The sequence below is a fragment of the Vulcanisaeta distributa DSM 14429 genome (assembly GCF_000148385.1).
Taxonomy (GTDB): domain Archaea; phylum Thermoproteota; class Thermoprotei; order Thermoproteales; family Thermocladiaceae; genus Vulcanisaeta; species Vulcanisaeta distributa.
On record NC_014537.1, the window covers coordinates 990,347 to 1,014,712 of the forward strand.

General features: G+C 46.8%; 23 protein-coding genes and 1 tRNA gene. 12 read left to right on the top strand and 12 right to left on the bottom strand.

Features of this window, described 5'->3' with window-relative positions; translation table 11 throughout:
• Positions 1-29: 29 nt before the first annotated feature.
• On the top strand, positions 30-596 hold the full coding sequence (locus tag VDIS_RS05110) for a DUF998 domain-containing protein (RefSeq protein ID WP_013336150.1): 567 nt from the start codon (positions 30-32) through the stop codon (positions 594-596).
• Positions 597-661: 65 nt separating this feature from the next.
• Here the strand turns inward: VDIS_RS05110 and VDIS_RS05115 are convergent, their stop codons facing one another.
• The gene (locus VDIS_RS05115) at positions 662-2,305 is read right to left on the bottom strand and encodes a hypothetical protein (RefSeq protein WP_245522576.1); all 1,644 of its coding nucleotides are present in this window, start codon (positions 2,303-2,305) and stop codon (positions 662-664) included.
• A gap of 481 nt (positions 2,306-2,786) precedes the next feature.
• On the opposite strand from VDIS_RS05115, the gene VDIS_RS05120 reads away from it, so the two are divergent.
• The 3 genes from VDIS_RS05120 (at position 2,787) to VDIS_RS05130 (ending at position 5,333) form a co-directional block, all read left to right on the top strand.
• Positions 2,787-2,863: transfer RNA gene (locus tag VDIS_RS05120), tRNA-Thr, on the top strand.
• 375 nt (positions 2,864-3,238) lie between these two features.
• On the top strand, positions 3,239-4,783 hold the full coding sequence (locus VDIS_RS05125; RefSeq protein WP_052885770.1) for a hypothetical protein: 1,545 nt from the start codon (positions 3,239-3,241) through the stop codon (positions 4,781-4,783).
• 223 nt (positions 4,784-5,006) lie between these two features.
• Positions 5,007-5,333, top strand: a complete 327-nt coding sequence (locus VDIS_RS05130) for an AbrB/MazE/SpoVT family DNA-binding domain-containing protein (RefSeq protein WP_013336153.1) — start codon at positions 5,007-5,009, stop codon at positions 5,331-5,333.
• Here the strand turns inward: VDIS_RS05130 and VDIS_RS05135 are convergent.
• Together VDIS_RS05135 and VDIS_RS05140 are read right to left on the bottom strand one after the other, a co-directional pair.
• Entirely contained in the window at positions 5,330-7,153 is a 1,824-nt protein-coding gene (locus tag VDIS_RS05135) for a DUF2079 domain-containing protein (RefSeq protein WP_013336154.1), read from the bottom strand. The two genes, VDIS_RS05130 and VDIS_RS05135, sit on opposite strands and share 4 nt — an antisense overlap.
• Positions 7,154-7,187: 34 nt before the next feature.
• Positions 7,188-7,946, bottom strand: a complete 759-nt coding sequence (locus tag VDIS_RS05140) for a metallophosphoesterase family protein (RefSeq protein WP_013336155.1) — start codon at positions 7,944-7,946, stop codon at positions 7,188-7,190.
• Positions 7,947-7,998: 52 nt separating this feature from the next.
• On the opposite strand from VDIS_RS05140, the gene rimI reads away from it, so the two are divergent.
• Complete coding sequence (gene rimI / locus VDIS_RS05145; protein WP_013336156.1) at positions 7,999-8,508, top strand: ribosomal protein S18-alanine N-acetyltransferase; 510 nt, start codon at positions 7,999-8,001, stop codon at positions 8,506-8,508.
• Here the strand turns inward: rimI and VDIS_RS05150 are convergent.
• The 5 genes from VDIS_RS05150 to proC form a co-directional block, all read right to left on the bottom strand.
• On the bottom strand, positions 8,485-9,663 hold the full coding sequence (locus VDIS_RS05150) for an NAD(P)/FAD-dependent oxidoreductase (protein WP_013336157.1): 1,179 nt from the start codon (positions 9,661-9,663) through the stop codon (positions 8,485-8,487). The two genes, rimI and VDIS_RS05150, sit on opposite strands and share 24 nt — an antisense overlap.
• Positions 9,664-9,747: 84 nt before the next feature.
• Positions 9,748-10,650, bottom strand: a complete 903-nt coding sequence (locus tag VDIS_RS05155) for an MBL fold metallo-hydrolase (RefSeq protein ID WP_013336158.1) — start codon at positions 10,648-10,650, stop codon at positions 9,748-9,750.
• A gap of 188 nt (positions 10,651-10,838) precedes the next feature.
• Entirely contained in the window at positions 10,839-11,849 is a 1,011-nt protein-coding gene (locus tag VDIS_RS05160; protein WP_052885771.1) for an MFS transporter, read from the bottom strand.
• A 147-nt stretch (positions 11,850-11,996) separates the two neighbouring features.
• On the bottom strand, positions 11,997-13,154 hold the full coding sequence (locus tag VDIS_RS05165) for a trans-sulfuration enzyme family protein (protein ID WP_245522577.1): 1,158 nt from the start codon (positions 13,152-13,154) through the stop codon (positions 11,997-11,999).
• A 40-nt stretch (positions 13,155-13,194) separates the two neighbouring features.
• Positions 13,195-14,034 carry a pyrroline-5-carboxylate reductase gene (gene proC, locus VDIS_RS05170; RefSeq protein WP_013336161.1) on the bottom strand — a complete coding sequence of 280 codons (840 nt, stop codon included), beginning with the start codon at positions 14,032-14,034 and terminating at the stop codon, positions 13,195-13,197.
• 237 nt (positions 14,035-14,271) lie between these two features.
• On the opposite strand from proC, the gene VDIS_RS05175 reads away from it, so the two are divergent.
• Positions 14,272-15,021: a metallophosphoesterase family protein gene (locus tag VDIS_RS05175; protein ID WP_013336162.1), complete on the top strand. Its 750-nt coding sequence runs from the start codon at positions 14,272-14,274 to the stop codon at positions 15,019-15,021.
• Positions 15,022-15,084: 63 nt separating this feature from the next.
• On the top strand, positions 15,085-15,894 hold the full coding sequence (locus VDIS_RS05180) for a PD-(D/E)XK nuclease family protein (protein ID WP_013336163.1): 810 nt from the start codon (positions 15,085-15,087) through the stop codon (positions 15,892-15,894).
• Here the strand turns inward: VDIS_RS05180 and VDIS_RS05185 are convergent, their stop codons facing one another.
• Positions 15,895-16,500, bottom strand: coding sequence for a DUF996 domain-containing protein (locus VDIS_RS05185; RefSeq protein WP_013336164.1), 606 nt, complete (start codon positions 16,498-16,500; stop codon positions 15,895-15,897). It lies immediately after the preceding gene.
• 374 nt (positions 16,501-16,874) lie between these two features.
• Between VDIS_RS05185 and VDIS_RS05190 the strand changes: the two genes are divergently transcribed.
• On the top strand, positions 16,875-17,489 hold the full coding sequence (locus VDIS_RS05190; protein WP_148678238.1) for a hypothetical protein: 615 nt from the start codon (positions 16,875-16,877) through the stop codon (positions 17,487-17,489).
• A gap of 33 nt (positions 17,490-17,522) precedes the next feature.
• Here VDIS_RS05190 and VDIS_RS05195 read toward each other — a convergent pair whose 3' ends face one another.
• Entirely contained in the window at positions 17,523-18,050 is a 528-nt protein-coding gene (locus VDIS_RS05195; RefSeq protein ID WP_013336166.1) for a PaREP1 family protein, read from the bottom strand.
• 124 nt (positions 18,051-18,174) lie between these two features.
• Between VDIS_RS05195 and VDIS_RS05200 the strand changes: the two genes are divergently transcribed.
• The gene (locus VDIS_RS05200) at positions 18,175-19,128 is read left to right on the top strand and encodes an aldo/keto reductase (protein ID WP_013336167.1); all 954 of its coding nucleotides are present in this window, start codon (positions 18,175-18,177) and stop codon (positions 19,126-19,128) included.
• A gap of 414 nt (positions 19,129-19,542) precedes the next feature.
• Positions 19,543-21,174, top strand: a complete 1,632-nt coding sequence (locus VDIS_RS05205) for a hypothetical protein (protein ID WP_148678239.1) — start codon at positions 19,543-19,545, stop codon at positions 21,172-21,174.
• A gap of 323 nt (positions 21,175-21,497) precedes the next feature.
• Here VDIS_RS05205 and VDIS_RS05210 read toward each other — a convergent pair whose 3' ends face one another.
• Positions 21,498-21,791, bottom strand: a complete 294-nt coding sequence (locus VDIS_RS05210) for a hypothetical protein (protein WP_013336170.1) — start codon at positions 21,789-21,791, stop codon at positions 21,498-21,500.
• 405 nt (positions 21,792-22,196) lie between these two features.
• On the opposite strand from VDIS_RS05210, the gene VDIS_RS05215 reads away from it, so the two are divergent.
• Positions 22,197-22,769: a hypothetical protein gene (locus tag VDIS_RS05215; RefSeq protein WP_013336171.1), complete on the top strand. Its 573-nt coding sequence runs from the start codon at positions 22,197-22,199 to the stop codon at positions 22,767-22,769.
• A gap of 1 nt (position 22,770) precedes the next feature.
• Here the strand turns inward: VDIS_RS05215 and VDIS_RS05220 are convergent, their stop codons facing one another.
• Complete coding sequence (locus tag VDIS_RS05220) at positions 22,771-23,694, bottom strand: 2-oxoacid:ferredoxin oxidoreductase subunit beta (RefSeq protein WP_052885894.1); 924 nt, start codon at positions 23,692-23,694, stop codon at positions 22,771-22,773.
• A 124-nt stretch (positions 23,695-23,818) separates the two neighbouring features.
• Here VDIS_RS05220 and VDIS_RS05225 point away from each other — a divergent pair, with 124 nt between their 5' ends.
• Positions 23,819-24,361: a 2'-5' RNA ligase family protein gene (locus VDIS_RS05225; protein WP_013336173.1), complete on the top strand. Its 543-nt coding sequence runs from the start codon at positions 23,819-23,821 to the stop codon at positions 24,359-24,361.
• Positions 24,362-24,366 lie beyond the last annotated feature (5 nt).

Consider the following 24,366-nt stretch of genomic DNA (forward strand, 5'->3'; position numbering starts at 1 on the left):
TTAATAGGCAATAATCAACAATTAATGGGATGAGCATTAACAGGCTAAGTGTGGCGGGGCTTCTAGTATTCATTGGCGTGGCTGAATTCCTACTGTTAATGTTGATCGCCGAGACGCTTTACCCGGGGTATTCGGTCTCCAGAAATTACATCAGTGATTTGGGCGTTGGGCCTACGGCGATCTTATTCAACTCCTCAATAATAATCATGGGCCTCCTACTAGTAATTGCGGCAATACTCGTATGGGGACTTAGTAAGGTCTTTGCGGTAACAATAGCCCTAACGGGCATTGGCGCAATGGGCGTTGGCGTATTCCCAGAGACCGTTCATCCACTCCACCTAATCTTTGCATTAATAGCCTTCCTATTCGCATCAATATCGTCATACCCAACGATAAAGATATCAAGGAGCCCAGGGAGAGCACTATGGCCGATACTAGGCACAATTGGCCTCATAGCCCTAATACTATACATAATGCACATGTACCTAGGCCTAGGCCCAGGCGGGATGGAGAGGATGATAGTATACCCAAACCTAACCTGGGCCCTGGCCTTCTCCGCGGAATTAATGAATTATAAGGATGCCTCCGGGGTATGATTAGTAATAATCACGGGGCCTAATTATCGCTCATGTATTTAACGGGTTGGTTCACTTGGGACATACTATGAATATGTGCATGGTGTATAAACTATGCCTGACGATACTCCACTTACGTAAGAGCCAGGTGGTGCATTTGCAAGATTCCAGTATGCGGCTGTGATTGAAAGATCCACAGTACTGCTTGATGAAGGTACAACATCAATAACCCACCAGGCATTGACCCAAATGGTCTGGTAGGTATAGTAGGCACAGTATACCCAGGAGGTTACTGCATTATTCTCAAAGTCTACCGGAAATGCCGCATAGCTTTCCGTAGATAAACTCGGTAAGTATATGCTGGCTGGTGATATGTCCTCAAAGGCATTTGGGAATGTCGCATAGCTGCCGCTGGCGCCTATACTGAATGTCCACGTGATGTTGGACAGTATTATAGTGGGTACGTTGGGTAGGCTTGTGCTATATCCTGGATTTTGAGAGAGGGAAATCATCTCGCTAGTACCAGCAGGTAACGATATACCAATCCCGATAAACGGAATTGACGTGCTACCTATTGATTGTGGAATCCATTGAGTAGGACCTCCATCACCGACAAATGTGCTGACCTCGCCTTCCTTATACATCTGATAGCCGGTGTAGTAATCAATGGCGCCCACCTGGTAACCCTCAAGACCACCGTTATTATACATCGTAGGACTCTCTAAATATGCTTCATAACCGATAACGTTTATGGGGACTGATGATGGTGCACCACCAAAGATTTCGTTAGATGCCAATAAGCATGTATCCCAGTAATACGTGCCGTTTCCGTCAGAGTAACCCGGTATGCCGTACTGGTACCAACCTGAATAAAGCATTGGTGCCGCCCATATAAACGTGGTGGTATCCGTCACATACACACCGGATGATGGACTTGAGGCACTGCTAAATTCGACGGAGTATCCCTCGTAGCATGGATCCTCGCCTTGCACCGGGTCTACGTTGCTACTTACTGTTGTCGCTGTTGTAGTCGGTCTCATCATGTTTACCATAACCGTTGTTAATTGACTTAAGTACACTGGCCCTATTATTAGTCCCCATGGCTTAACCCACCTCACCACGATTACCACAGGCTCATGCCTATTCACCGGTATTATTGGGTAGGCTAGTAGGTAGTCATTACTTGGCTCCCCATTAATGAATATTAACCTGTGATTCGTGGCCACCGCCCATGAATAGGCTAGCACGAACTCGATGATACCCTCATCACTACCGTTCGCATAAATGCCGATTATGTCGTTCCTAGCAATGGCGATGGCTAAATCATGAATCACCGGACTCGTTAGGTTAACGGTTATCCTGCCCAATGGGCCACTGGAAATAATGCTAGGCTTAATTAGGGACCAATCAATGACGACAACACTGTTGTTTGGTAGACTCACTAATTGATCAAGGCCCACGGGCTTAATCAGCGATTGATTAATGCCGATATTAATCAATTTTTGGGCTAGTGTTTGCGGGCCAACAACGTAGATTGGCGTGTTAAGACTCGTTGGAAAACTAACAATGCCTTGGTTAGTGTCTGCAAATTTATTGTTCACGGCATCGTTAGGTCTAACCACGGCGCCATGGTCAGTTAAAGGCGTCGGTAAAGCAACGAGTACTGAGGTAGCAATTACAGCGGCGATGATCACGGCGGCTATGAACAAAAGCCTAGACCCAGAACCCATACCCATCAAGGGTGATAAAATTTATGGATCTTTTTACTTCGGGTGTTCAGAGAAAGTAGCTCGAGTGGGGTTGAATGTGCATTAAGTTCATGGTCGTTGAACTGCGGGTACGTGAATGAGCCGATACCGGCCCTAAGCTACGCACTCGTAACGAATACTCACCGGGTTACGGGTCCTTGCATGGGATTGTAGTGCTGCTGTAACAACGGTATGCCCATAAACTATGGTTAACTACATGTAATGAGCCCACGGCGCATCACCTGGGTCGACCTGGCGAGCCCCTTGGTTCTGTAATATATCACGACCGTACTCTGCGGGTACCTTTTTGAGTAATGCCTTCCCCAATCTCTGTCCGGTGCGGATAGGTTACAAAGGCATTGGTGGAATGAGGTTGGGTGGCTCGTTAGTAAGGCGTTACGTCAATGTGGTTAAGCGATTTCCCATGAGAAATGCTTAAAACCCTAGATTGGGATTCAATCCCGCCCCGGTAGCTCAGCCTGGTAGAGCGCCTCACTGGTAATGAGGAGGTCCCGGGTTCGAATCCCGGCCGGGGCTCCAACAGGGTTATTCCTTCGTGGTTTTGTGGGTTTTGATATTGGCTTATGTGAGGTTGTTGAAATCGTGTTTAGCTTTCGTTATTGTGGAAATTATCTTAATATTGCTTGTGTCACTTTTAAGAATACCCGGAGTTAAAAAAGCCCAGCGAACTGAGGGCTTGATAATTATGAGTGCCGGGTTAGGATTGCCTATTAACAGGACGCGCCTAATCGCGTTGGTCATGCTCATCATCGGCATAGTCTCGGCAACGCTTGCCGTGCTCGCCCAAACATCGGTCCAATCAGGCCCTTCATGGCATTCAGCGGTAAGGCTTATGAGATCGATTATTACAATACGAGCGGTCTTCCGGCACCTACGTTAGTTATTCGCGGGACCATGAATGGTACGCCAGTGCCGCTCTCCGTGAGCATCTTCGCAATTACGCCGACCAGGATATACACCGTGGGTTACTACTACGGCGTTGGCACAGTGAGCATAAACCTAACGGGCTCATTAATGATGGGCGTCGCCAATACCTGGATTAGCGATTACGGCAGTGCCATCTGGCCATCATTAATGGCATTCATAACCTACGGAGCCAATAACGAGACCTGGACCGTGATAGCGGCAATACCCTACAACCCAACCTGGGTAATGGAGAAGAGGCCGGTTGAGATCTTCGTTAACGCCAAATTCAACGAGGTGAAACCCGTTCACGTAACGCCGCTAAGCAACGTTGATGCAGCAGCGAGTACCCAAGTGATCGAGCCAGGCAAGGTCAACGGGAGTAGCGACCCATTTGGGTTCACGTACATAGGTAGTTGCTCGTCAAGTAGCAATGTCGCGTACCCACCAACACCATCAAGCACCGAGGGTGTCTCCTACGTGTGGGTTCTCGAGCAATGCAACGAGTTCGAAGGTGGAGTACCACTTGTCTTCATTGGGTGGAGCACCAATGCGCTTCAGAACATAAATTCTATACTCATCAATAATATTGAGGGTACGGCACAGAGTGGTTCAGGGCTTTTTGGCGTACTCAATGAAACCGGTGGGAGTGGTGGGACTTTAGTGCTTGTGGGGCCAACATACACCTTCAGCAATACATATATAATAGAGCTTCCGAACGCAATCGGGAATGTATTTATTGAGTATGGTCCTTTAAATGAAGAAATAACAACAGGTAACGTATACTATAGTGTCCCGAGCAATGGTTTCTTCTACGTGGGGTTGCCCTCTTACGTTGCTTATGTCGCGTTTCAGGAATACGAAGTAGCCCCCTTCATGACTTTGGCAACAGGCGTTTGGGCCAACGGTACTGAGTCCCTGGCGCCTCTTGAGTCTGACTTTAATGGGCAGTACCTCTATGTTTATCCATACCTAGACGTTGGTAATGGCTCAATGACCGGCGTATTTAATGGCGTGGTTTATATGTACCAGAATTACGGTCAATTGCTAATAAACCTACTTGATACTTACATGTATAATCAGGGCCTTGGTTGGTCGCCATGTTCAAATGCCCCACAGCCTGCCTTTGGCACGACATCGAATGGGATCGACTACGTTGAGTTCACGCTGTCGAGCATAACGAACACGTACAGCCCCAACCCAATTGGTTGGGCATTCATGTTCGGTTCACTATTGGTCGGCGGCTACTTTGGTGACTTACTTGACATCGTCGATTACGTGCTCATGGCTGTTGGCGATGCCTTAACAATCGCCAGTGCCTTCGTAAACTCGGCGCTCTTTAACCAAAATACCTTTGGGCTGAGCGCTAGCGTGTACATAAACTATTACCCATCCTCTACCTTCTACGTGACGCTTATAGGGAGCCCGCAGGTCACGAGCATCACTGGCTCGCAATCCCTCTATCCCATGGGCATGGTTATAAATGCAAGTGGTTATTATCCGTCATGGCTCACGGGAACCCAATGTAACTCGTGATTTTGCACTGTCAATTTAATATATAATATAATGCATCAAAATTATCTCTTTTCCGTATTAATTTTAATTATTTTAAGATGATACCATTCCCTACAGTCCTTACATAATGACTGGTTTTGGATAAGGTTAACTAGTAATAATTACGGCCATGGTTTTCACTCGTTTAGTTTTCTCTTTCTATTAAACATTAATTTTTTATACTTCCCTGGGACTTTGTTTTGTAATGGATGGGCAGGAGTTAAGGCAGAGGCGTGGTGCGCCGGGTTATAGGGTTACTAAGTTACCGTATAAGGTTAGGGTTTACCTGAATAACCAGGTCCTTATACCGGCGAGTCTCGTGAGGGTATTGGGCATTTCTGGGCTTAAGTACGCGGTCATAACCATTTCCTACAATGGTATTCCAATCACGATTAAGGGCGTTAAGTTGCTGAGGACTAAGCGCACGGATTCAAGGCAGTTCACGATTCCAAGGGATGTTAGGGAGGCCTATGGGATTAGGCCTGGTGATGAGGTTGAGATAATAGACATAAAGCCCCTCAGGTTGTCTTAACCGCAGATCGGCCCGTTAATCAACAACTGCCTTATGTATATAGTCGTGTTAACCACGTAATTAGCATAGGCAGTTATTACGATATCCCCATAATACTCGTTGTAAATCGTGATTGATGACTCGTTACTACCCGTTGTTAGGTCTATCACGTGCCCATTGATTTGTAGGTATGCCATCGTCACATTTAATTGCCTTAAGTACCCGGGGCCAACCCATGAATACTTTATTAAAATTTCGTATTGACCTGGCGGTAGTGTGGCATTCATCGTGAACCAAGCCCCAGGAGGTTCACTTGGTGTGTGGGCTATTTCCCCATTTATTACCTGCCCATTGATTAGGGAGACCATATTTGGCATGGTATTAATGGTAATGGGTGCACATATCACAGGTTCACCCGTGTAATTCGCCCTTAGAACTAGCAGGTCATTCCCAATCACCATGTAGACTCCGTAACCCTCCATTAATGCGGTATTCACATACTCATTGTACGGCGTGCCCCACCAAGTGAACCAGGGACTGTCTGGCTGGGCCACTATGTAATCCGGCTTAACCCATGGGTACCACTGCGTGTATGCATTTATGTTATTTGAGAATGGTGGGTATAGGTTATTCTGAGCAAGTACCGTGGCGTTACTCGGTATTAACCTAAGCGCACTCCAAACATCATAGTCAGCCTTAGTGAATTGGTATTGGAAGTGGATGATTGGGCTGACGCCGAGGAACACCACCAACGTTGAGATCAGTATTAGGGCCATTAACCTCCTTTGCTGCTCAATCGGTATTTTCGACACGGCCATTAACGACGCCATTATTATGAACGGCACCGAGAAGGAACTATACTGGAAAAATGGGCTATAGTATATGACGTCGCTGGTTAGGAAGGATGCGAGGGGCCATGCGAGTGATGGGAGGGCCAGTGGGTCTAGGAAGGCCGTGAATGCAGTCGGTGCATAAAGCTCGAGGAAGTATAGGAATTTCTCCGTACCATACACCGAGTATAACTTCGGTATTAGTAATGGGTCCTTAATGACTGAGATTAATATGCCGAAGCTAAATGATGATGCGTACTGCTCGGGTAAGCCCGATAGTGGCGATGTGGTTGTTGGGCCCAGCGGGTTAAGTAAAGACTTCGTCCATAGGGCGATTAGGAGGACTACTATTGATACTGCGATGGTTAATACACCATGCATTAACTCACGCCTCCTCCTAATGTTTATAATCACGTAGTACAGCCCGAGTAATGCCATGGGTATTGGCGCAAACTCTATGGTGCCGAGCGTGAGCAATAGCATTGGGTAATAAATCCTCCACTTCCTCGTGATTAGCAGGTAAGTTGAGTATAGGGCGAGGGGCATGAATATAGTCTCCATGTGAAAATCAAAGGAGTTTGCGCCCTGGACCAGTGGGTCCATGAGGTAGATAATTGCGAAGAAGGCCCCTAACCAATCCCTGCCTAGGTACTTACCTAACCAGTAAATGGGTAGTGCCCCTAGGGCCACGAGTATTGTCTGAGCCACAAGCAGGGTGATTGGGCTCGGGTATACGGCGTACACGGGTAGGAATAGGAATAACGTTGGTGAGAAGTGGACGTCTAGGAAACTATAGCCTATGGGCCCAGGCTTGGGTATTATCGCCACATCAACACTCTCATAAAACAGCCTGTGGTAATACAGTGTTGATGCCAGTGCCTGGGCGAATATCCCGAGGTCCGCAGCGTGGGTGTGAAATGTTAGGTACTTCAGCAATGTATAATACGACATCACTACGATATACGCCGCAATACCAAGGTAAACCACCAAGCCACTGATTGACCTTCTCATTCCAGAAATTCATGGTTAAGGACTTATTAAGTAATTACTTCATGAAATCAAGTATTGACGGCCCACCACCCCTCTCATGCTTAACCTCCTGGCAACTAACGCTTATTGACTTCATTCCATCATTACCAACCTCAAGTATTATTGGCTTCCAAATATTTGTGAAGGCAGCGTTAACTATGTAGGAGCTACCGGACTTAACGCACCTAACTGTCGAGTTGTGGGCGTGGCCATGTATAGCAATGACATTATTACTAAAAATCACACCCTCCAAATCCCTAACCCCAAGGCTAGGCCAAATCCTTGGATCCTCACCCTGAAGTGTCTTAAATGTTGGTGCGTAATGTATTAAGAGGATTGTTAACTCCCTCGATGAGTTGATGGTTTTCCTAAGCCACTCAACCCTGCGCCTATACGTGTCCGCTATATTGGGTATGTGCCTCAACTGCCACGTCGTTGGCCTCTCCAGGGATCCCTTCGAACCAATTATCCTAAGTGTTACATCATTTATTGTTAATTTAACGACCTCATCATCAAGCCACCTAATGACACCTAGCTCCCTAGCCCTCGGCATGACCTCATCATAATCCTCATTACCCGGCACTGCAATTATCGTGTCACTAAGCCTCCTTAATTCGTTGATTAATATCTTTAATCCCTCAATCTTTCCATCCTCCATTAAATCGCCTGCTATGAGTACGGCGTCGAACTTGCCGAGGTTTTTAACGGCTTCCCTGAACCTTGGGAAGTACTTCGGCGAGTGAATGTCTGCTGTGGTGAGTATCCTAGCAACCATTTAATAGGTGGTAAAACATATTATTAAATTACTTTTCCAGGTTTATGGTTAAATGAAGGGCAGCCTAGAATTACGGAAGTGCGATCCTGGCAATGACCTAGACATAATAGTGAGTCTCGAGAGGGAGATCTTCAGGCCAAGCGAGCAGTACACCCTTGGTTTCATTAATTGGTTATGCAGGAATTGCACTAATTACTCCTACATAGCATTCATGGATGGGAAGCCCGTGGGCTACATAATATCGTGCATAGAGGGCCTCAGTAGGGGTCACGTGATATCCGTCGGCGTTCTCAGTGACTATAGGAGGATGGGCATTGGTAACGCGTTAATGTGTAGGTCAATATGCTCAATGGCCGAGAGGGGTATTGACCACGTGATACTTGAGGTCAGGGTATCAAACACGCCGGCAATAACGCTCTATAGGAAGCTTGGCTTTGACGTGCATGGCGTATTAAGGAGCTACTATAACGATGGTGAGGACGCATACCTAATGATACTTGGGAATGATAAGTTTGAGGCGTTAATACGTAAATGCTGCTCAGTAACCAAACAACCTCCTTAGATACGTCTGCATCCACCTATCCTTCTGCACCGTGTAATCCCTCTTCGGCTCAGGATCCTTACTCGGCTTTGGTGGTTGTTGCGTGTAATCAAAGCCAAATTGAACACTTACAGTCTCCAACTTACCCTCAATATTACCGACGTAAGCCCAACCAACAAATGCGTACTGCACGGACACCCTCTCATTACTGCCCAGGTCCTCTAGGATCTTGTTAGTGGCAAACAGCGCGCTCTCGAACGCAATTTCCTGATTCTTTGGATATGGCAATTTTGCAGCATCACCAGCGGCAAGTACATCGTCAAACTTAGGGGTTCTCAGGTCTGTTGGTGACCTAACCTCAACCCAATCAGCACCTAATCCAGCGTCCCTTATGAATGACGGAGCCCTGTTGGGCTCAAGCATCGCCAGCAGGTCGTACCTATACCTCTCACCGCTTTTCGTAACTACCTCCCCATCACTCATCTCGACTATTTCCTGGTTCGTGATCAATTCAATGCCCGCCTTATCGTAGATTGACTTAACAACATCAGCTATCACGGGTGGTTGCGTCTTATCATTTGCATCAATATGTATTATCCTAACCTTATCCCTAACACCCCTATACTTAAGTATTGTATGGATGAGAAGCGCGGTTTCCGTCGGTGCGGGGGCACATCTATAAGGTGCCTTTGGTGCGTATACTACTACCGTACCCCCATTAATATTCCACACCCTATTCTTGAGAACGTGGACCCTACCTGGGTCATAAACGTTGGCGTTCATGTACCAGTACTTATCATAGCCGTTTATTGATGAGCCGTCAAAGACCACGCCGGGTGCCAGCACGAGGTAGTCATAGCTTAAGCTCTTTATGCGGTTGCCAAGTAGTGTCTCGGTGTAGTTAACAACCCTATTGTTGGGGTCGATGCTAATTACGTCACCCGTAACAACATTGACACCCCTTAACCCAATCTCTTCATAACCCCTGATGATCCTGCCGTACTCCTCCTCATTAGTTAGTAGTAATGGTCTCGTTGGTCCACCGATGTAGTGCCTATCCCTGGTTATCACGGTGACTTCAACGGAGCCCTTAGCCTTTTCAATTAGTGTATTTGCAATTGTTAATCCTGCGATCCCACCGCCGACAATGACAACTCTTTTGCGGGGCATGCCCATCATGGCTTGGTTAGGCTACGTAAATATAAAGTGGGATCTTAAGTTAATGATATTGAGAAGGGTATCGCCAGTTCAGTTAAATTATCACCTCTTCACCCTAGAGACGATCAGCCTATTACCCACGGCGTTGATTGTTAGTAATCCATCATCAGCCAGCCAGGCAATGTATGAGAGGAGTGCGGAGCGGTTCAGCAGGTAATTGTGTGGTGAATCAATGGTTATACCCAACGATGAGAGTAGCTTTACAATTAAGTCCTCAAGTACTACTTGATCACCGACATTACTAAGGACGAGCTCCCTCAACCTATTTATTGCATTAATATTCTCATTAATTACGTTAATAGCATCTTGAGGCTTCATTACATCGCCGTGGGCAGGCACGACATACTCATACCTAGTCACACCCTCGGAGAGCTTCCTAAGGCTTTCAAGCGCGAGACCGGCATTTAAGTGGTATGGCGCTCCGTACTTTCGTATGACATCAACCGGGAAGAACGCGTCAGCCGTGAACAGCGTATTTCCGTAGGCTATCCCGACCATACCCATCGTATGCCCTGGTAGTGGCATTACCTCAAGACTCACCTCCCTATATAGATCGTCCAGTTCCTTAACCATTACGCCCTCAGCCTCAAGGAGTTTCGTCCTAAGTAACTTAGGTGGGAAGGAGCCAAAGAGATAAAGCGGTTCGAGCACGGGCCTCTCTATGAAGGGTTTATCCTCCGGTGTCGCGTAGACGGTGGCACCGCTCCTCTTAACAATTAACGCGTTACCGCCGATGTGGTCCGCGTGATGGTGAGTATTTATTATGGCGCGAACCCTTAGGTTTAGGGGTTTAATGGCGTTGAGTATTCTACGTCCTGAGTCCTCGTCAATCCCCGTATCAATTATCACGCACTCATTATTATCTATAACTAACACGCCGGCATTCGTTCTACCAATCACAACGTAAACATTATCCGAAAGTCTCTGTAGCCTCTGCGTTTGCATTACTGATAACACATTAAGTAGTTTATATAGTTTTTAAGTAATTCAGCATACCTATGGACGTAAATTGGTTTCAGCATTTTTGCTCAATAACTCAACGTTGATTCCAGGTTTCGCTCAGGTAGAAGAACAATAATCATTAATGTAATGTGCAACATCTAGAATACAGAATAATTGATTTTTAATGGGACTCATTTAGTATTAAGTTTATATGGCAGCAATACGAGTGCTGCCGTTAGGGTTATCAGGGCTGCAGTTGTGAAGGCCCACTGTACAATCATCGATGTTAAGGGTAGCACCAGGAATGCCCCAGTAAATCTCCCGGCCTCACCCACAACGGTGCTTGTGGAGAACACCCCGGGTAGTACATCACTCCTCCACCTGAGTTGTATGAATGTTGTTATGGCTATTCCAAACATAGCCATGAAGAACCAGCGAGTTAAGGCGAGGGTCCAGGCAATTACGGGATTGCCCACGACGCCCATTAGGCCGGTGGTCGCAGCCATAACAACTGTGGAGGCTATAGCAATGATTAATTCACGCCCCAGTTTCAATAGTCTACGGCCAAGGAAACCACTTATTATGCTACTTATTGGTGGTGCTGAATATATTAGGGCTAATTCGTAGGTATTACCCCTGGACCACATGACCATCAGTGCTGGGGTTAGGCTATAGGCTATACCCAGTAGGAACGAGTTAAGGTAAATTAACCTAGCCTCGGAAAAGATGAGCCTCTCGCTCCTCCTATACTCAAACCGTGGAAGCAACAACGCTAGTAGGTAAAGGGGTATTGCTATGTAAAGCCAGGTGGGCTTAATGAATAAAGCCATCACAATGCCCATTAAGTCGCCCAGTGAGCCCATGATGACTCTCTCTGAGTTTACACGACCAAGCCTCTCCTTACTGACTAGGCCTGGGATTACTGAGGATGTATGGACACTTAACATACCCATAAGCAGCGCGGTGGTGAATAAGCGTAGGTAAGGAAGGTTAATGAGAAGGAGGAGGGACGTAAAGGGATAAAGAGCCCTGGCGGTCCTAACCCTAACCAGCGCGAAAGTGGCGAGGCTTGATAATGAGTAGGCAATAGTCAATAGAAATAACTTAAATCCATTAGAACCCGCAGTAAATAAAGCCCATAAAAACACATACGTAAACAGAAACCTACTCAATAATGATAGCGAGTAAATAATAGTCATCATAATTATGTTGTACTTTTCACTTACTGCTTTAATCATAAAATTTACAATAATAGAAGAGAAACTCCTTGCGCTAAAAATTTTCTTCACTCTTATTTTTAAATTTAAGTTATAACATAACATAAAATATTTATGTTTCTCGATATGAACCTAAGCGTAATTAAGTGCTTGGTTGAGGTCGTTGATTATGTCCTCAGGGTCCTCAAGACCCACGCTCAGTCTAAGTAGGTTGTCCTTAATGCCCGCCCTGGCCCTATCCTCAGGGCTCCAGTGTACGTGTGTTGTGCTTGCTGGGTGTGTTATTATGCTCTCGGCACCTCCAAAGCTAACGCTTGGTATTATCATCTTAACGTGTTTATAGACGGCCATGGCTTCCTTCAAGCCACCCTTGACCTCAAAACTAACCATGCCACCGCAGTTACTGAGTAGTTTCTTCGCGACTTCGTAGGTCTCGTGATTATCGAGGCATGGGTAATAAACCCTCTCGACCTTTGGATGGTCCATTAAGAATTCAGCTACGGCCTTAGCGTTTTCCTCGTGGGTCCTCATCCTAATGTGGAGTGTCTTCAATCCCCTATCAACTAGGAATGCCGTGAAGGGCTCCATAATCGTACCAAGGAACCTCCTCCACTCCCAAACACCTTTAATCCTATCGTCACTTCCAACTATGAAGCCCGCCACAACATCATTATGCCCACTAAGGTACTTGGTGGCGCTGTGAATCACGAAGTCTGCGCCATGACTAATCGGTGTAATGCCCATTGGGGTGGCTAGGGTATTATCAACAACGACCACGGCATTAACCTCATGGGCTGCCTTAACTATCTTGGGAATATCGTAAACCCTAAGGAGTGGGTTTGAAACGGACTCGATGAACACGACATTAATGCCGCTCTTTAGGGAATTAATGACGTTATTGGTGCCCGGGTCTGTAATTACCGTCTTAATGCCGAACTTGCTCAGTCTCTCCATGAGGACTAGTGTTGAGCCGTAGACGTCGAGGGGCATGAGCACGGTGGAGTCCCTGGAGAGGAGGGCCATCATTAACGTGGTTATTGCAGCCATACCACTGGATGTCCCGAGGGCATCAACCCCATGCTCAAGCTCAGCCACTTTACTCTCCACGGCATGAACCGTTGGGTTATCCTCCCTACTATACTTAAGCGGTACTACGCCATGCAATGACGGCCTTCGCTCGGGCTCCCTATAATCGAAGAGTGAGGTTTGGTAAATGGGTTCAATGATGGAGCCCATGTTGTCATCAACATGCCTCACACCTCCACGCACACTCTTTGTGCCCTTACCCACGAAGCTCACGATTTTGACAGAGGTATTAAGTATTGCGTACCTAATCACTGATTTTTGACCTAATATTCATTTCAATCTCCTGACTAATCTCACGCCCCCTCCTCGCAGTCTCCTCAATCATCCTCATAATCAAGCCCCTAAGACCACCCTCCTCAGCGACCTTAATACCCCTAATGGTGACACCGCCAGGTGTCGTAACCTCCTCAATCACCTCCCACGGCCTTCTGAATTTCAGCAACTCGGTGCTTGTTTCCAACGTGCCAATAGCCAACTCCCAGGAAATGTCAGTCGGTATGCCAAGCAGTAATCCGGCTTCCCAGAGGGCCTCGAGTATCAGCGCCATGAAGGCAGGCCCTGAACCGCTAATGGCGGTTATCGCGTCCATATAGCGCTCATTAACGACAATACACCTACCCATGGAGCCGAATATACCGCACGCCCTCTTAATATCGTCATCAGAGGTTCTCGAGCCTGGCGCAATGGCGGTCACTCCCCTCTCTATCACAATGCCTATGTTCGGCATTGCCCTAATCACCTTAGAGGGCACGACACCCTCAATAATACTGGTAGTAACCCCCGCAACCACGGAGATAAGTAGCTGATCGCTATTAAGGACGTTGCGTATTGGCATTAGGGCATCAAGGACTTGGTAGGGCTTAACGGCTAGTATTACTATGTCCGCATCTTTAACGACCTCCGCATTATTCGTAGTCACGAACACACCAGGTAATTCATGCCTAACCCTATTGATGCTCTCGACTCTCCTAACACTACCACTTATATTCGAAGGATCAACGCCGGACTTTATTAGGGACTTGGCTATGGCAGTGCCTATTTTACCAAGCCCGATTATTGCATACCTGGCAATAAAACCACCCAATGCAGTGCAATGAACTACCTATTTATAAGCATTGCGTGGGTTATAGATAATATAGATTAGTCAGCCCGGTGATCAACGTCACAGGTCCAACGGCTAGGATCTCATCACCAAAACCTTAAAACCAGGGTCTCTCTTTAAACAGTTATTGGTGATGAGGTTCAAGGGCCGTGAACGATGAAGTCAATGGCGGAGTGCTGACCATTAAATATTTAATAATTCATGTTGGGGCTGTGTATCATGAACCAGTTAGTAATTACGGCATTGTTAATACTGGGGTTAATAATTGCGGTGCTGATTTATGAAATGCCATTCATATACGGCAGTGCGTACACCGCGCCGATGGAGTTAGGTAACGACTCATTAATAATTGCCATATCAGACCTACACCTGGAATCGAATGAGAGGGACCTGGGCTGTATTGGCAATTACCTGAGGGGCTTAGGTGAGGATGGCATTTACCTAATCATCAATGGGGACCTATTTGACAAGGCGCATGGGCAGGTACTAGGTCAATCCCACATTACTGAGTTAATACGTCGCCTGGGCCTGGCGGGCATTAGCGAGCTGAGGGGGGTTGTCTATGTGATGGCTATGTACGACCATGACCCGAGGATAGGCTATGGTGAGGTTAAGTACTTCATAGATGGTGTTAATGTTAGGGTAGTTCGTGGGGTGGTGAAGCTTGTCATAGGTGGTAGAACCTTTTGGTTTCTGCATGGTGATTACGTCGTTAAGAATGGGCTAATTGCATCACTGATAAATAAATTATTTAGTGGTTCATACGATAAGTTAGTTAGGTTTGCCGTGAGGGCTGGGGAAGGTGATTGGGTCGTGATTGGGCATACACACGTACCCGGCATAAACACTGAGTTACGCGTGGCCAACACTGGTTCGTGGATAAATAGGTTCATAAGTGCCACAGACACCGCAATAGTTATTGATGGGTCAGGCAATGTGAAGTTAATCAATATTAAGTGTAGTTCTTGACCGTGCTCTATGGTTTAGGTGAAACCATAGATTTAAATTAAGAGTTCCAGTGCATAACCTGTAGTGTCACTGGCTGAGGAGATAAAGAAGGTATTAATGGAGAACCCCGGTATTCTAGTTGAGGTTCTCGTTTCCAAACCTGAGATTATCTACCAAGCCCTGGCCAAATTAATGCCATGGCAAAACCTAGCCACAAAGCAAGATATTGAGGAATTGAGGAAGTACGTAGATGATAAATTTGAAGAATTAAGGAAGGAGATGCAGGAAATGAAGAACACGATGTCAACAAAGGAGGAAGTCAGGGAATTGAGGCATGAGGTTGAGGATGTAAGGAATAGAATGGCAACTAAGGAGGAGACTCAGGAACTAAGGAAGGAAATACAGATGATTAAGGACACAATGGCTACGAAAAACGATGCCGAGGAACTGAGGAAGCATGTTGATACTCAGATTAAGTTCATATCCGTTAAATTAGATGCCCTTGGCGCTCGATGGGGCGTGGTTAATGAGGATGCCTTTAGAGATGGTGTGAGGGAGATCCTTAAGGATGCAGGTTACACAGTTGAGAAGTGGCTGTATTACGACGCAGACGGTTATGTCTATGGGTACCCAAGCGAAATAGAGCTTGATGTGATCGTTAAGGACAAGATTATTATGGTTGTGGAAATATCATCAGCAATAAGGAGGAGTGACTTAATCATCATTAGGCGTAAGGCCGAGTTATACATGAGGGTCACGGGCAAGGCAGTTGATAGGGTATTGGTGGTGACGCCGTACATAAGCGATAGAAACCCAGATTACGTAAGGGTTATGGCCGAGAGAATGGGGATCAAGGTAATAACGCCGGAGGGCATGGTGGGGCAAGGGCAGTAATCATGGGCGTTTAATCTCGGTGGTCAGTAGGGCTATACCAATCATTAACCAGGCAATTAGTAATAGAATTAGACCAATGAACACCGGCATCAATACCGCACCCACTATGTAGAGTAGCCCACCAATCCTAACGTAATCACTTCCAGTGTATGCATAGGTCCTCCTGGCAATGCGGTACATGAAAGCCGCAGAGATAATCAATGGTATGGATGCAAAGGCCCCAACAATCATCACTAACTCCATCAATTGTAAAAGCTCCGTGAATTGCGTATACGTATAACCAACAATGCCACTAGGTCCATAATGAACACCAGGTATGCCGATGGCGTGGGCAATCATCATGACCACCATGGAGAAGGCAGGGTTGTGAATGAAGAAAAGCAGGAATAAGCCCACGATAAACACGGCAAACGCCACTATGGTCAGGATAAACCAGGCAATCGCATCGCTCCTCAATGCATTATCACGAAGATTACCCGCGATCTCGATAATCCCCACGAGGAACATGACAATACCAGCAATGCCAAGCGCACCATAACCAAGAAAGCCTACACCAGCGAGTACGGCGCCAATGCCCGCCACAACCTTAGCATTGTTTAAGTCCATATTAAATAATGAGTGTAGGGCGTCACTATTTAATCCTTAAGTGCGTGATGATTCGAGGCAATACATGTAGTACAATTAATTAATTCAAGGTGTAATGTAACCCAGGTTTAATAAAGGCATTTGATCATTAGTTATGTAATACGGTATGAGCTTCTATGCGTAATTGAAATAAAGCCTTGAGTGAGGTGGTGCGGGTGCGCGCACCGGGCTATGGTATAAATACTATATGTATAATAATTGATTAAATAAATAGTTTATTTATTGATTAAATGCTTAGTGGCCTGAACCATGGTTTACACGGGCTATATAGTATGTGCACTAGGCCTATGTCCCTTGGCCTTTTAGGCTATTTTGTTAATTTAGAGTGCTTGGGTATGGATGAGGTGCTTATTGGATTTATTGGCGTGGTGATCACGGTAGTGGTGTCGGCAGTGTCTACGGCATATTGGTTGGGCAGTAAATTTAGGGGTATTGAGGATAGGCTTAATGAGTTAAGGAAAGGGTTAAGTGGCGTTGAGTCTGAGTTAGGTGGCATAAAGGTTGAATTAGGTAATGTCAAGGCTAGGTTGGAGAGGGTTGAGGATAGGATTTCACGGCTTAGGAGGTCTCTCCTTGATTTTACGACAACCATACGCGACTCCCAGGAGTTTATGATTGAGATGCTGAGTTACGAGGGCGTGTCAAGGCCTGAGGCAGCCTCCGTCATTAGGGGCGAGTTGAATAGGCTCCTTGAGTCCTTGGTTGGCGGGGTCAGCGGTAATCCTTTGACGAAGGAGGAGTTTGAGGAGATTAGGAGGTATATTCAGAAGGATGAGTTGACGCTTGAAGAGGCGTATAGGTTTAAGGAGCTTGCCTGGAAGTTGGTTAGGGAGTATAGGTATAGGTTTCCTGACGTGTGGAAGATTTATTGGTACGCGGTGGCTTGGATCGGCTGGGCGGCAAGGCTTGAGAAGGAAAGAAGTGCCGGGGGCGGTGGTCAGGGTAGGTAATGGTTGAGGGCCCATCATCAAGGAGTACCAGGCTTAAGTGCTTGGCTTGCACTTTGTTAGGTCTATGAATTCCTCCTTGGTTAGTTCCCGGTATATAACTGCCATGTCGGTTAGGAACTTGCATATGAATTCCCTGGCGTCATCATCACTCCTAAACACGCTGAATACCCCCTCCCTATCCGGCCCATTGTATTGGTACCTATGTAGTTCGAGGGATGCCAGGGTTAGGTACGGTATCATTGGGTTTAGTGTAGCAAGTACCTTGGATACCTCGAACATGCGTGTCGTGGGCATGAAGGCCACCACGTACAATGCCTCATCAATCCTCTCCTTCAATCCCCTAACCCTTACCTTACGCCTATATACCTTGCCTAGCTCGTTAATCATATCGGTGGATATCGCCGCGAGGAAGGACTTCCATGCCTGGAATGCCTTACCGGCCGCGTTCCTAGTCAAGCCCTCACCGAGCATTCTAATTGCTATCTCAGCCTCGTAACGCGCCTCCATTAGTCGCGTTCTCCTGTACTCACCTAAATTAATCCAGGGCTTACCCAATTCCATGGGCTGAGTTAATGGCGATTAACGGCATTATAAACCTTGCATAACGCAGTGTGTGGCTAGCACTAGTTAAAGTGCTTAGTCATTAAGTCAGCGCTTAAATGTCGATTTAGCTAGTGGCTTGGTGATGCATTACAGGGTACTTGGAAGGACGGGTATTAGGGTTTCGGAGATTGGTTTTGGGGCTTGGGCCATTGGTACGGACATGTACGGGGCCCATGACAGGGAGCGAGACATTGCCCTAATAAGGACTGCCCTTGACCTAGGAATAAACACCTTCGACACAGCGGACATGTATGGCGAGGGATTGAGCGAGAAGATACTGGGTAAGGTCCTTAGGGGTTATGACGTTAATGTATTCACGAAGGTTGGTTATGAGGTCGGTAGGGTGGTTAATGGTCGTCACGTGCAGAACTTCAGCGTTAACTACATAGTCAATGCCGTTAAGGAGTCCTACAGGAGACTCGGCAGAAGAATAACGTTACTCCAACTCCACAACCCATCAACCAGCGTGATTAGGGATAGGGAATTACGCAGGGCCTTGCTTAAGCTCGTGGAGGAGGGTTACGTGGAGCACATCGGCGTGGCCCTGGGCCCCGAAACCAACGTCCTAAATGAGGGCTTGGCGGCTATTGATGAGGGTTATGAATCAATAATGTTTGTATTCAATATTCTAGAGCAGGAGCCAGGAAGGACACTAATTAGGCGTGGCGTTGAAAGCTCGATGGGCCTAATAACCAGGGTACCGCATGCCTCAAATGTATTAACGAGTGGGCAGGACATAAACTTCAAACCAAACGACCACAGGAACTTAAGGAACAGGGACTGGTTAATCAAGGCCCTGGAGTTCACGGACACGAGGATTAAGCCCATAGCCCAGTCCCTGGGCATGGACCTGGAGACCCTAGCCATTAAGTACGTTCTCTCATACCCGGTAAGTACTGTGATGGTCACGGCAATAAGCATTGAGGAACTAACGAAGTATGCCAACGCCGCCGACGGCAACTACCTAAGTAATAATACGGTAAAGGCCCTGGAGAGCCTATATGAGGAATTCACAAAATCAATAAACAATGATTAGGTTAGGGCACTATCCATCGAGAACCCAAGTTCCTCATCACTCATTATCAGTCATGGCGGTCATCTTCACACAGGATATAAACCACCGCAGTATTTATATCCATTTCCAACTGAGAACCACGCAATACTAGTAAATGAACCCACAAAGCCAATAAGCATCACGCATGCTGACCAACACATATGCTGAGTCAGGGCCTATTACCCTTAAAACAAACTACAGCCATTATCCAGCGACCATAGGCAATAATCAATGAGAGCAGGTAACACGTACCAATTCAAGCCACGCAATGCACAGAGTCAAGGGCCATGCATCACGTCATGGTAAAGTGTGAGGTTGCTTTCTATTTTGCTCGTTTAATTTTCTCTGAACACCCAAGTTATAAAAAGTCCGTGGGTTTTGTTACTCTTGATGGGTATGGGTTCTAGATCGAGGCTCTTGTTAATAACTGCCGTGGTTATTGTGGTGGTTGTTGCCTCAGTACTCCTTGCCCCGCCGAGGATCTTCGTTAGTCATGGTGTGAAGGTTGGTAATACAAAAACCAGTGGATTCTCCACGGCAAACCAGGGCATTGTTGGTTTGCCAATTAGCCTGAACATTCCAATCTACGTAGTCGGTCCATCAACGCTTGTTCAGAGACTGGTTAGTGCTGGCATTAATCAATCACTGATCAAGCCTGTGACGGTTAATGAGTTGCCTAGTTTGCCCGGTAATAGCTTAGTTGTCATTGATTGGTCTGTAATTGGGCCTGGCTTGATCACGAATGTGAGTGGCTTGGTCCACGTGAACGTGAACTCAACAAACTTCAAACTAATCAGGGAGTTAATTAAGCGTGGTGACTTCGTGGTCATCCACGGTAATGCGAGTGAGGTGTCGGTTATTGAGTTGGTTTTGGCTGTTGCGTGGTCGAGGGCTTACAACACGAGCATAATCGCAATACCAGTGCCCAAGTACCTAAACGGCCTAGACTATGTGATTGCCTACGGAAACAACCATGTACTAATAATAGGACCACACTCATTAAGTGCGGCACTAAACATAGCAAGCAAGTTCTGGACACCAATAATAACAAAAACACCAACACCAGACCCATCAGACGATTTATGCATGGATCTGTCCGTATCGGCTACTAACCAGCCATCCCAAATCAGTAGTACCGCGTATGCAATTGTCTATGGTCAGCAATCCTACGAGGATTCACCTGGCGACTTCGTAGTTGACTTTTGCCTATCGTGGTCGGTACTTGTCTATAATGATTATAATGGATACTCGGCTGGCTATGCCGAGCTCTACAACTACATTGAGTACATACCGAACTCTGGTACAGAGATTGAGTACATTAAGTCCTTCCAGGATGCATACGCATCATACATGGTCTATGAGTATGAGATGGGCTACATAAGCGCATCACAATTACCTGGGGACGTTGAGTTTATAGCAGGAAGTGGTGGAGGCTACGAACCAGGCTACTGGACAAACACAGCCGGTGCTGACCCACATGCACAGACATGTACGTCATCAACGTCGTACGGCATCAGCCTAGCTATCGGTTTCTCAACCTCGGGTACGGGCATTACGGTTTCTAATTCCGTTAGCACGACTTATTCCTGCCCAGAATATACAATATCATTGTATGGTCAACCAGCTGCGGTTACGTCATTGAGACTATCCGCATCTAATCAGACCTGGGTCTTTACACCGCAGAGTACGCAATATGCGGAGCAGGAGCAGATATATGGGGTTGAGAGCGACGGAGACACATACATGGGCCCTGCCTATAATCCGCAATCTTCGGCTTACACAATACCCGCTGGCTCCTCGGTCGTTGTTAATGAGACGAATGGATGCACGTATTACCTATTTGGCTTCATACCCGAGAGTGGTACATTGGTTGAGCACATAGTCTACGACATAAACTGGGACGTTTGGGTTAACTCGAACGGTGCAATGAACCCCTACAGCTCCGGCTTAGCCATAGTCCCGCCAGCCGCCTCGGGCTGGAGCTCAAGCAACGGCTTCTACTACACAACAAGCTGCTGGTTAGGATAACCAAACCCAAAATCAAAGCCCTTAAAACCAACACCCTTCTTTCACCAGCCCCTCACCATAAATAATCTACCCCTTAACGCTCCATGACCACGACATCGTAATCAGGCCCCGCCTGGAATCCCTATCCTCCTTAATCAACCTAGCAACCTCCTCAACACTAACATCATTAAGTAACTCCCTAAGCTCGTTTTATCTTCTCAGCCTCTCCCGCAACTCCTCATCCCTATTAATGCGTGTCACGGTGAATTCCCTCATATTGATACTGATACTATCAGGTAATAAATTCTTCGTGTTAAAATCCGTAACGTGAAAACGTAATGCAATCACTCCTCCTCGCCGGAACCACAGACCTCATCAATCACCTCATTAATATCGCCATTGGTCTCAAGATTAACAACCTCAGGCCTGTCACCGCCAAGCAGTGCGTAGGCCATACCATCACTGCCCAGCAGTATGTATGTGCAGGACTTAATGAGTATGTAATCACCAAGCTCAACATAACCCATTGTGTAGAGCACCTTCCTATAATTATCCTCAACAAACCTAATCAACTTCATGAAAGACTCCACATCACCATCCTCAACACCAACCAGTAAATCCTCAATCGAATCCTCCACAGGCTAAGCTCCCCTAGGCAAATAAAAAACTCACTCAGAATTCAGCTCAACCAATGCGTTCCTCACCAAGTAGGGCAGCATGATGTTGATATTACTAAGCAATGGTTACAAAGATTATAATAAACCAGGACTAAACCTCCACACCATAGTACACCCTAAATTCATCATTCATTACATCGTAGGTGCATACAATATTCTAACTAAAGCCATAACCCCGAGTCCCCACGCGGGGATAGGGGTAACGGGCCGAAGACCAGGCCTGGGGCTGAACCCAAACGGGAATGTAGCCCCAAACCTCCCCGCCTTAGCAACACCAAGAACCCTCGCCCTTCAGGGCGGGGAGGAGGTCAGCTCCAACGGCAGAGTTAAGTTAAAAATAACGGTGCGTTGAACATTACTCGGTTAATGGATTCCTCAAGGTTCATAGAGCTTGTGCTGGATCTACACAATAAGTACGGCAGCGCATTAGGTATTAGTGACGTATATGCCTACAGCGCCCTGGGCAGGGTCATCAAGGCGGTAGGCACGGTAATAATATCCCCAAACTCACCAATGCTCCTCAGCAAGACCCCAAGGACAATATCAATGTACCTACTGAGCAACGGCTCAGTAATAGCCCTTGCGGACCTACCCATAGACGTGGCTAACCTAAGGGATTGCAGTGGTGAGAGGGTTGAGGTCACTAACGACCTCTATAAACCACCGAGCACCCTGACGGCCATTAACATGACCAAGTGCCAGGACCCCATATTCAGGGTTGTTAAGGATGTTGGTAGGAAGTACGGCGTTAACCTCGAGGTTTGGTTTACGAGTGAGTTGGGAATGGAGGGTGTTAAGGTGGTTTATAGGGGTGGTTTTAAGGATCTAAAGCACCTGGCCAGAGTTGTTATTGTAATGACGGCACTAACCAACATCAGGGGTAATAATGATGTGGAAGCCGTTCTTAAATTAATAAGTGATTTAATGAGGAGGTATTGAGTCACCAAACCTCCTTCTCCCTGAGTATGTCCTCTATGTTTACGATTGTCGAGCCGTCGGGGCCATAGAGTGGGCTTAAGGCTGGCGGCGCCTTTAGGTAGTTGGGCATTTGCTCCATAATCCTCTCCTCGTATGTTGGCACGTACTCATTCTGGTAGAAGATGCCGATGGGTATCTTGTCGCCCCACTCCATACCCCTCAGGAAGGCCTGCGTGAGCTTCTTCGTAACCTCCTCCTCACTCGGGCTCCTAACCACGGGGTCCCAACCAGGCTCATTCTCAAGCTTGTAAATCCTAGCCTCATACCACTCCTTGGTATTCACGTCATTATACGTTGGGCACGGCTGAAGAATGTCAATGAAGGCGGAGCCCTTATGCCTAATGGCTTCCTTAATGAGGTACGCCAGGTGCTTAACGTCATAGGCGTAGCCCCTGGCCACGAACGTGAAGCCAACGGACAAGGCCAAAACCACTGGGTTAATCGCATCATAAATATTCGGCCTGGCAAGGGCCTTGGTCTTAACACCCCTCCTAAGCGTTGGGCTCGCCTGGCCCTTGGTCAGGCCGTAGACGCCATTATCGAACATAAGCACCGTCAAGTCCACATTACGCCTACCAGCATGCACAAGGTGCTCAGCGCCAATACCCATTAGGTCACCGTCACCGCCAATCACGATAACCTCGAGATTCGGATTGGCCAATTTAATGCCGGTTGCATACGGTATGGGCCTACCATGAAGTGTATGGGCACCATTAGCATTAACGTAATGAATAGTCTTGGCAGAACAGCCAATGCCGGAAACGAGGAACACACTGTGAGGATCAAGATTCAAATCAGCCAAAGCCTGATAAAGGGCCTGTAAAATACCATAATCTCCACAGCCAGGGCACCAATCTGGTCGACGTCTCTTTTCTACGTAATCCATCGGCGTCCTCTTTACGGTGATCTTGACGGTGTTAGACACGATACAAATGTCAAATGAATCACTTTATAAAGCTATCCCGCTTATTACTGCGAAAGCATTTTACTAGGCTAAGCCTAGGGAACCCGTGGGCTACTTCTACGGCATCCTAATCAGGGAATTGGACATAACATCGTTGATTAAGACATTACCTGTAATACCCGTGGAGAGGGAGAACCTACACATGACCATTGTATACATCGGTGACCAAAGGCCGAGCCAGGAAATAGACGATAAAATCGGAATAAGCGTAGGCTCAATACCCTGCTTCAACGTCAAGCTCGGACAATTAATCCTACTGCCAAATGCCCTGAAGCCCAGGGTGTTGGCAGTTGAGGTCATCGGCAATGAGAGGTTGAGTAGGTTGAGGAATACGATAATGAACATACTAAGGGATTCAAGCATCTCGATTAACGACAAGCACTCAGGCGAGTTCAAGCCTCACATATCAATAGCCTACATAAAATCAAAGAAGCTAAACCCAGAGGACATACTCGAGACAGCCCGTGAGATGGGTGTCGAGGAGGAGCTACGGGACAAATCACTACTAATTAACAGTGTCTCCTTAATACTGGCGAAGGAGGATAACTACAGGGAGTTAACAAGGCATGAATTGCAATGCCGATTTTAAGCGGG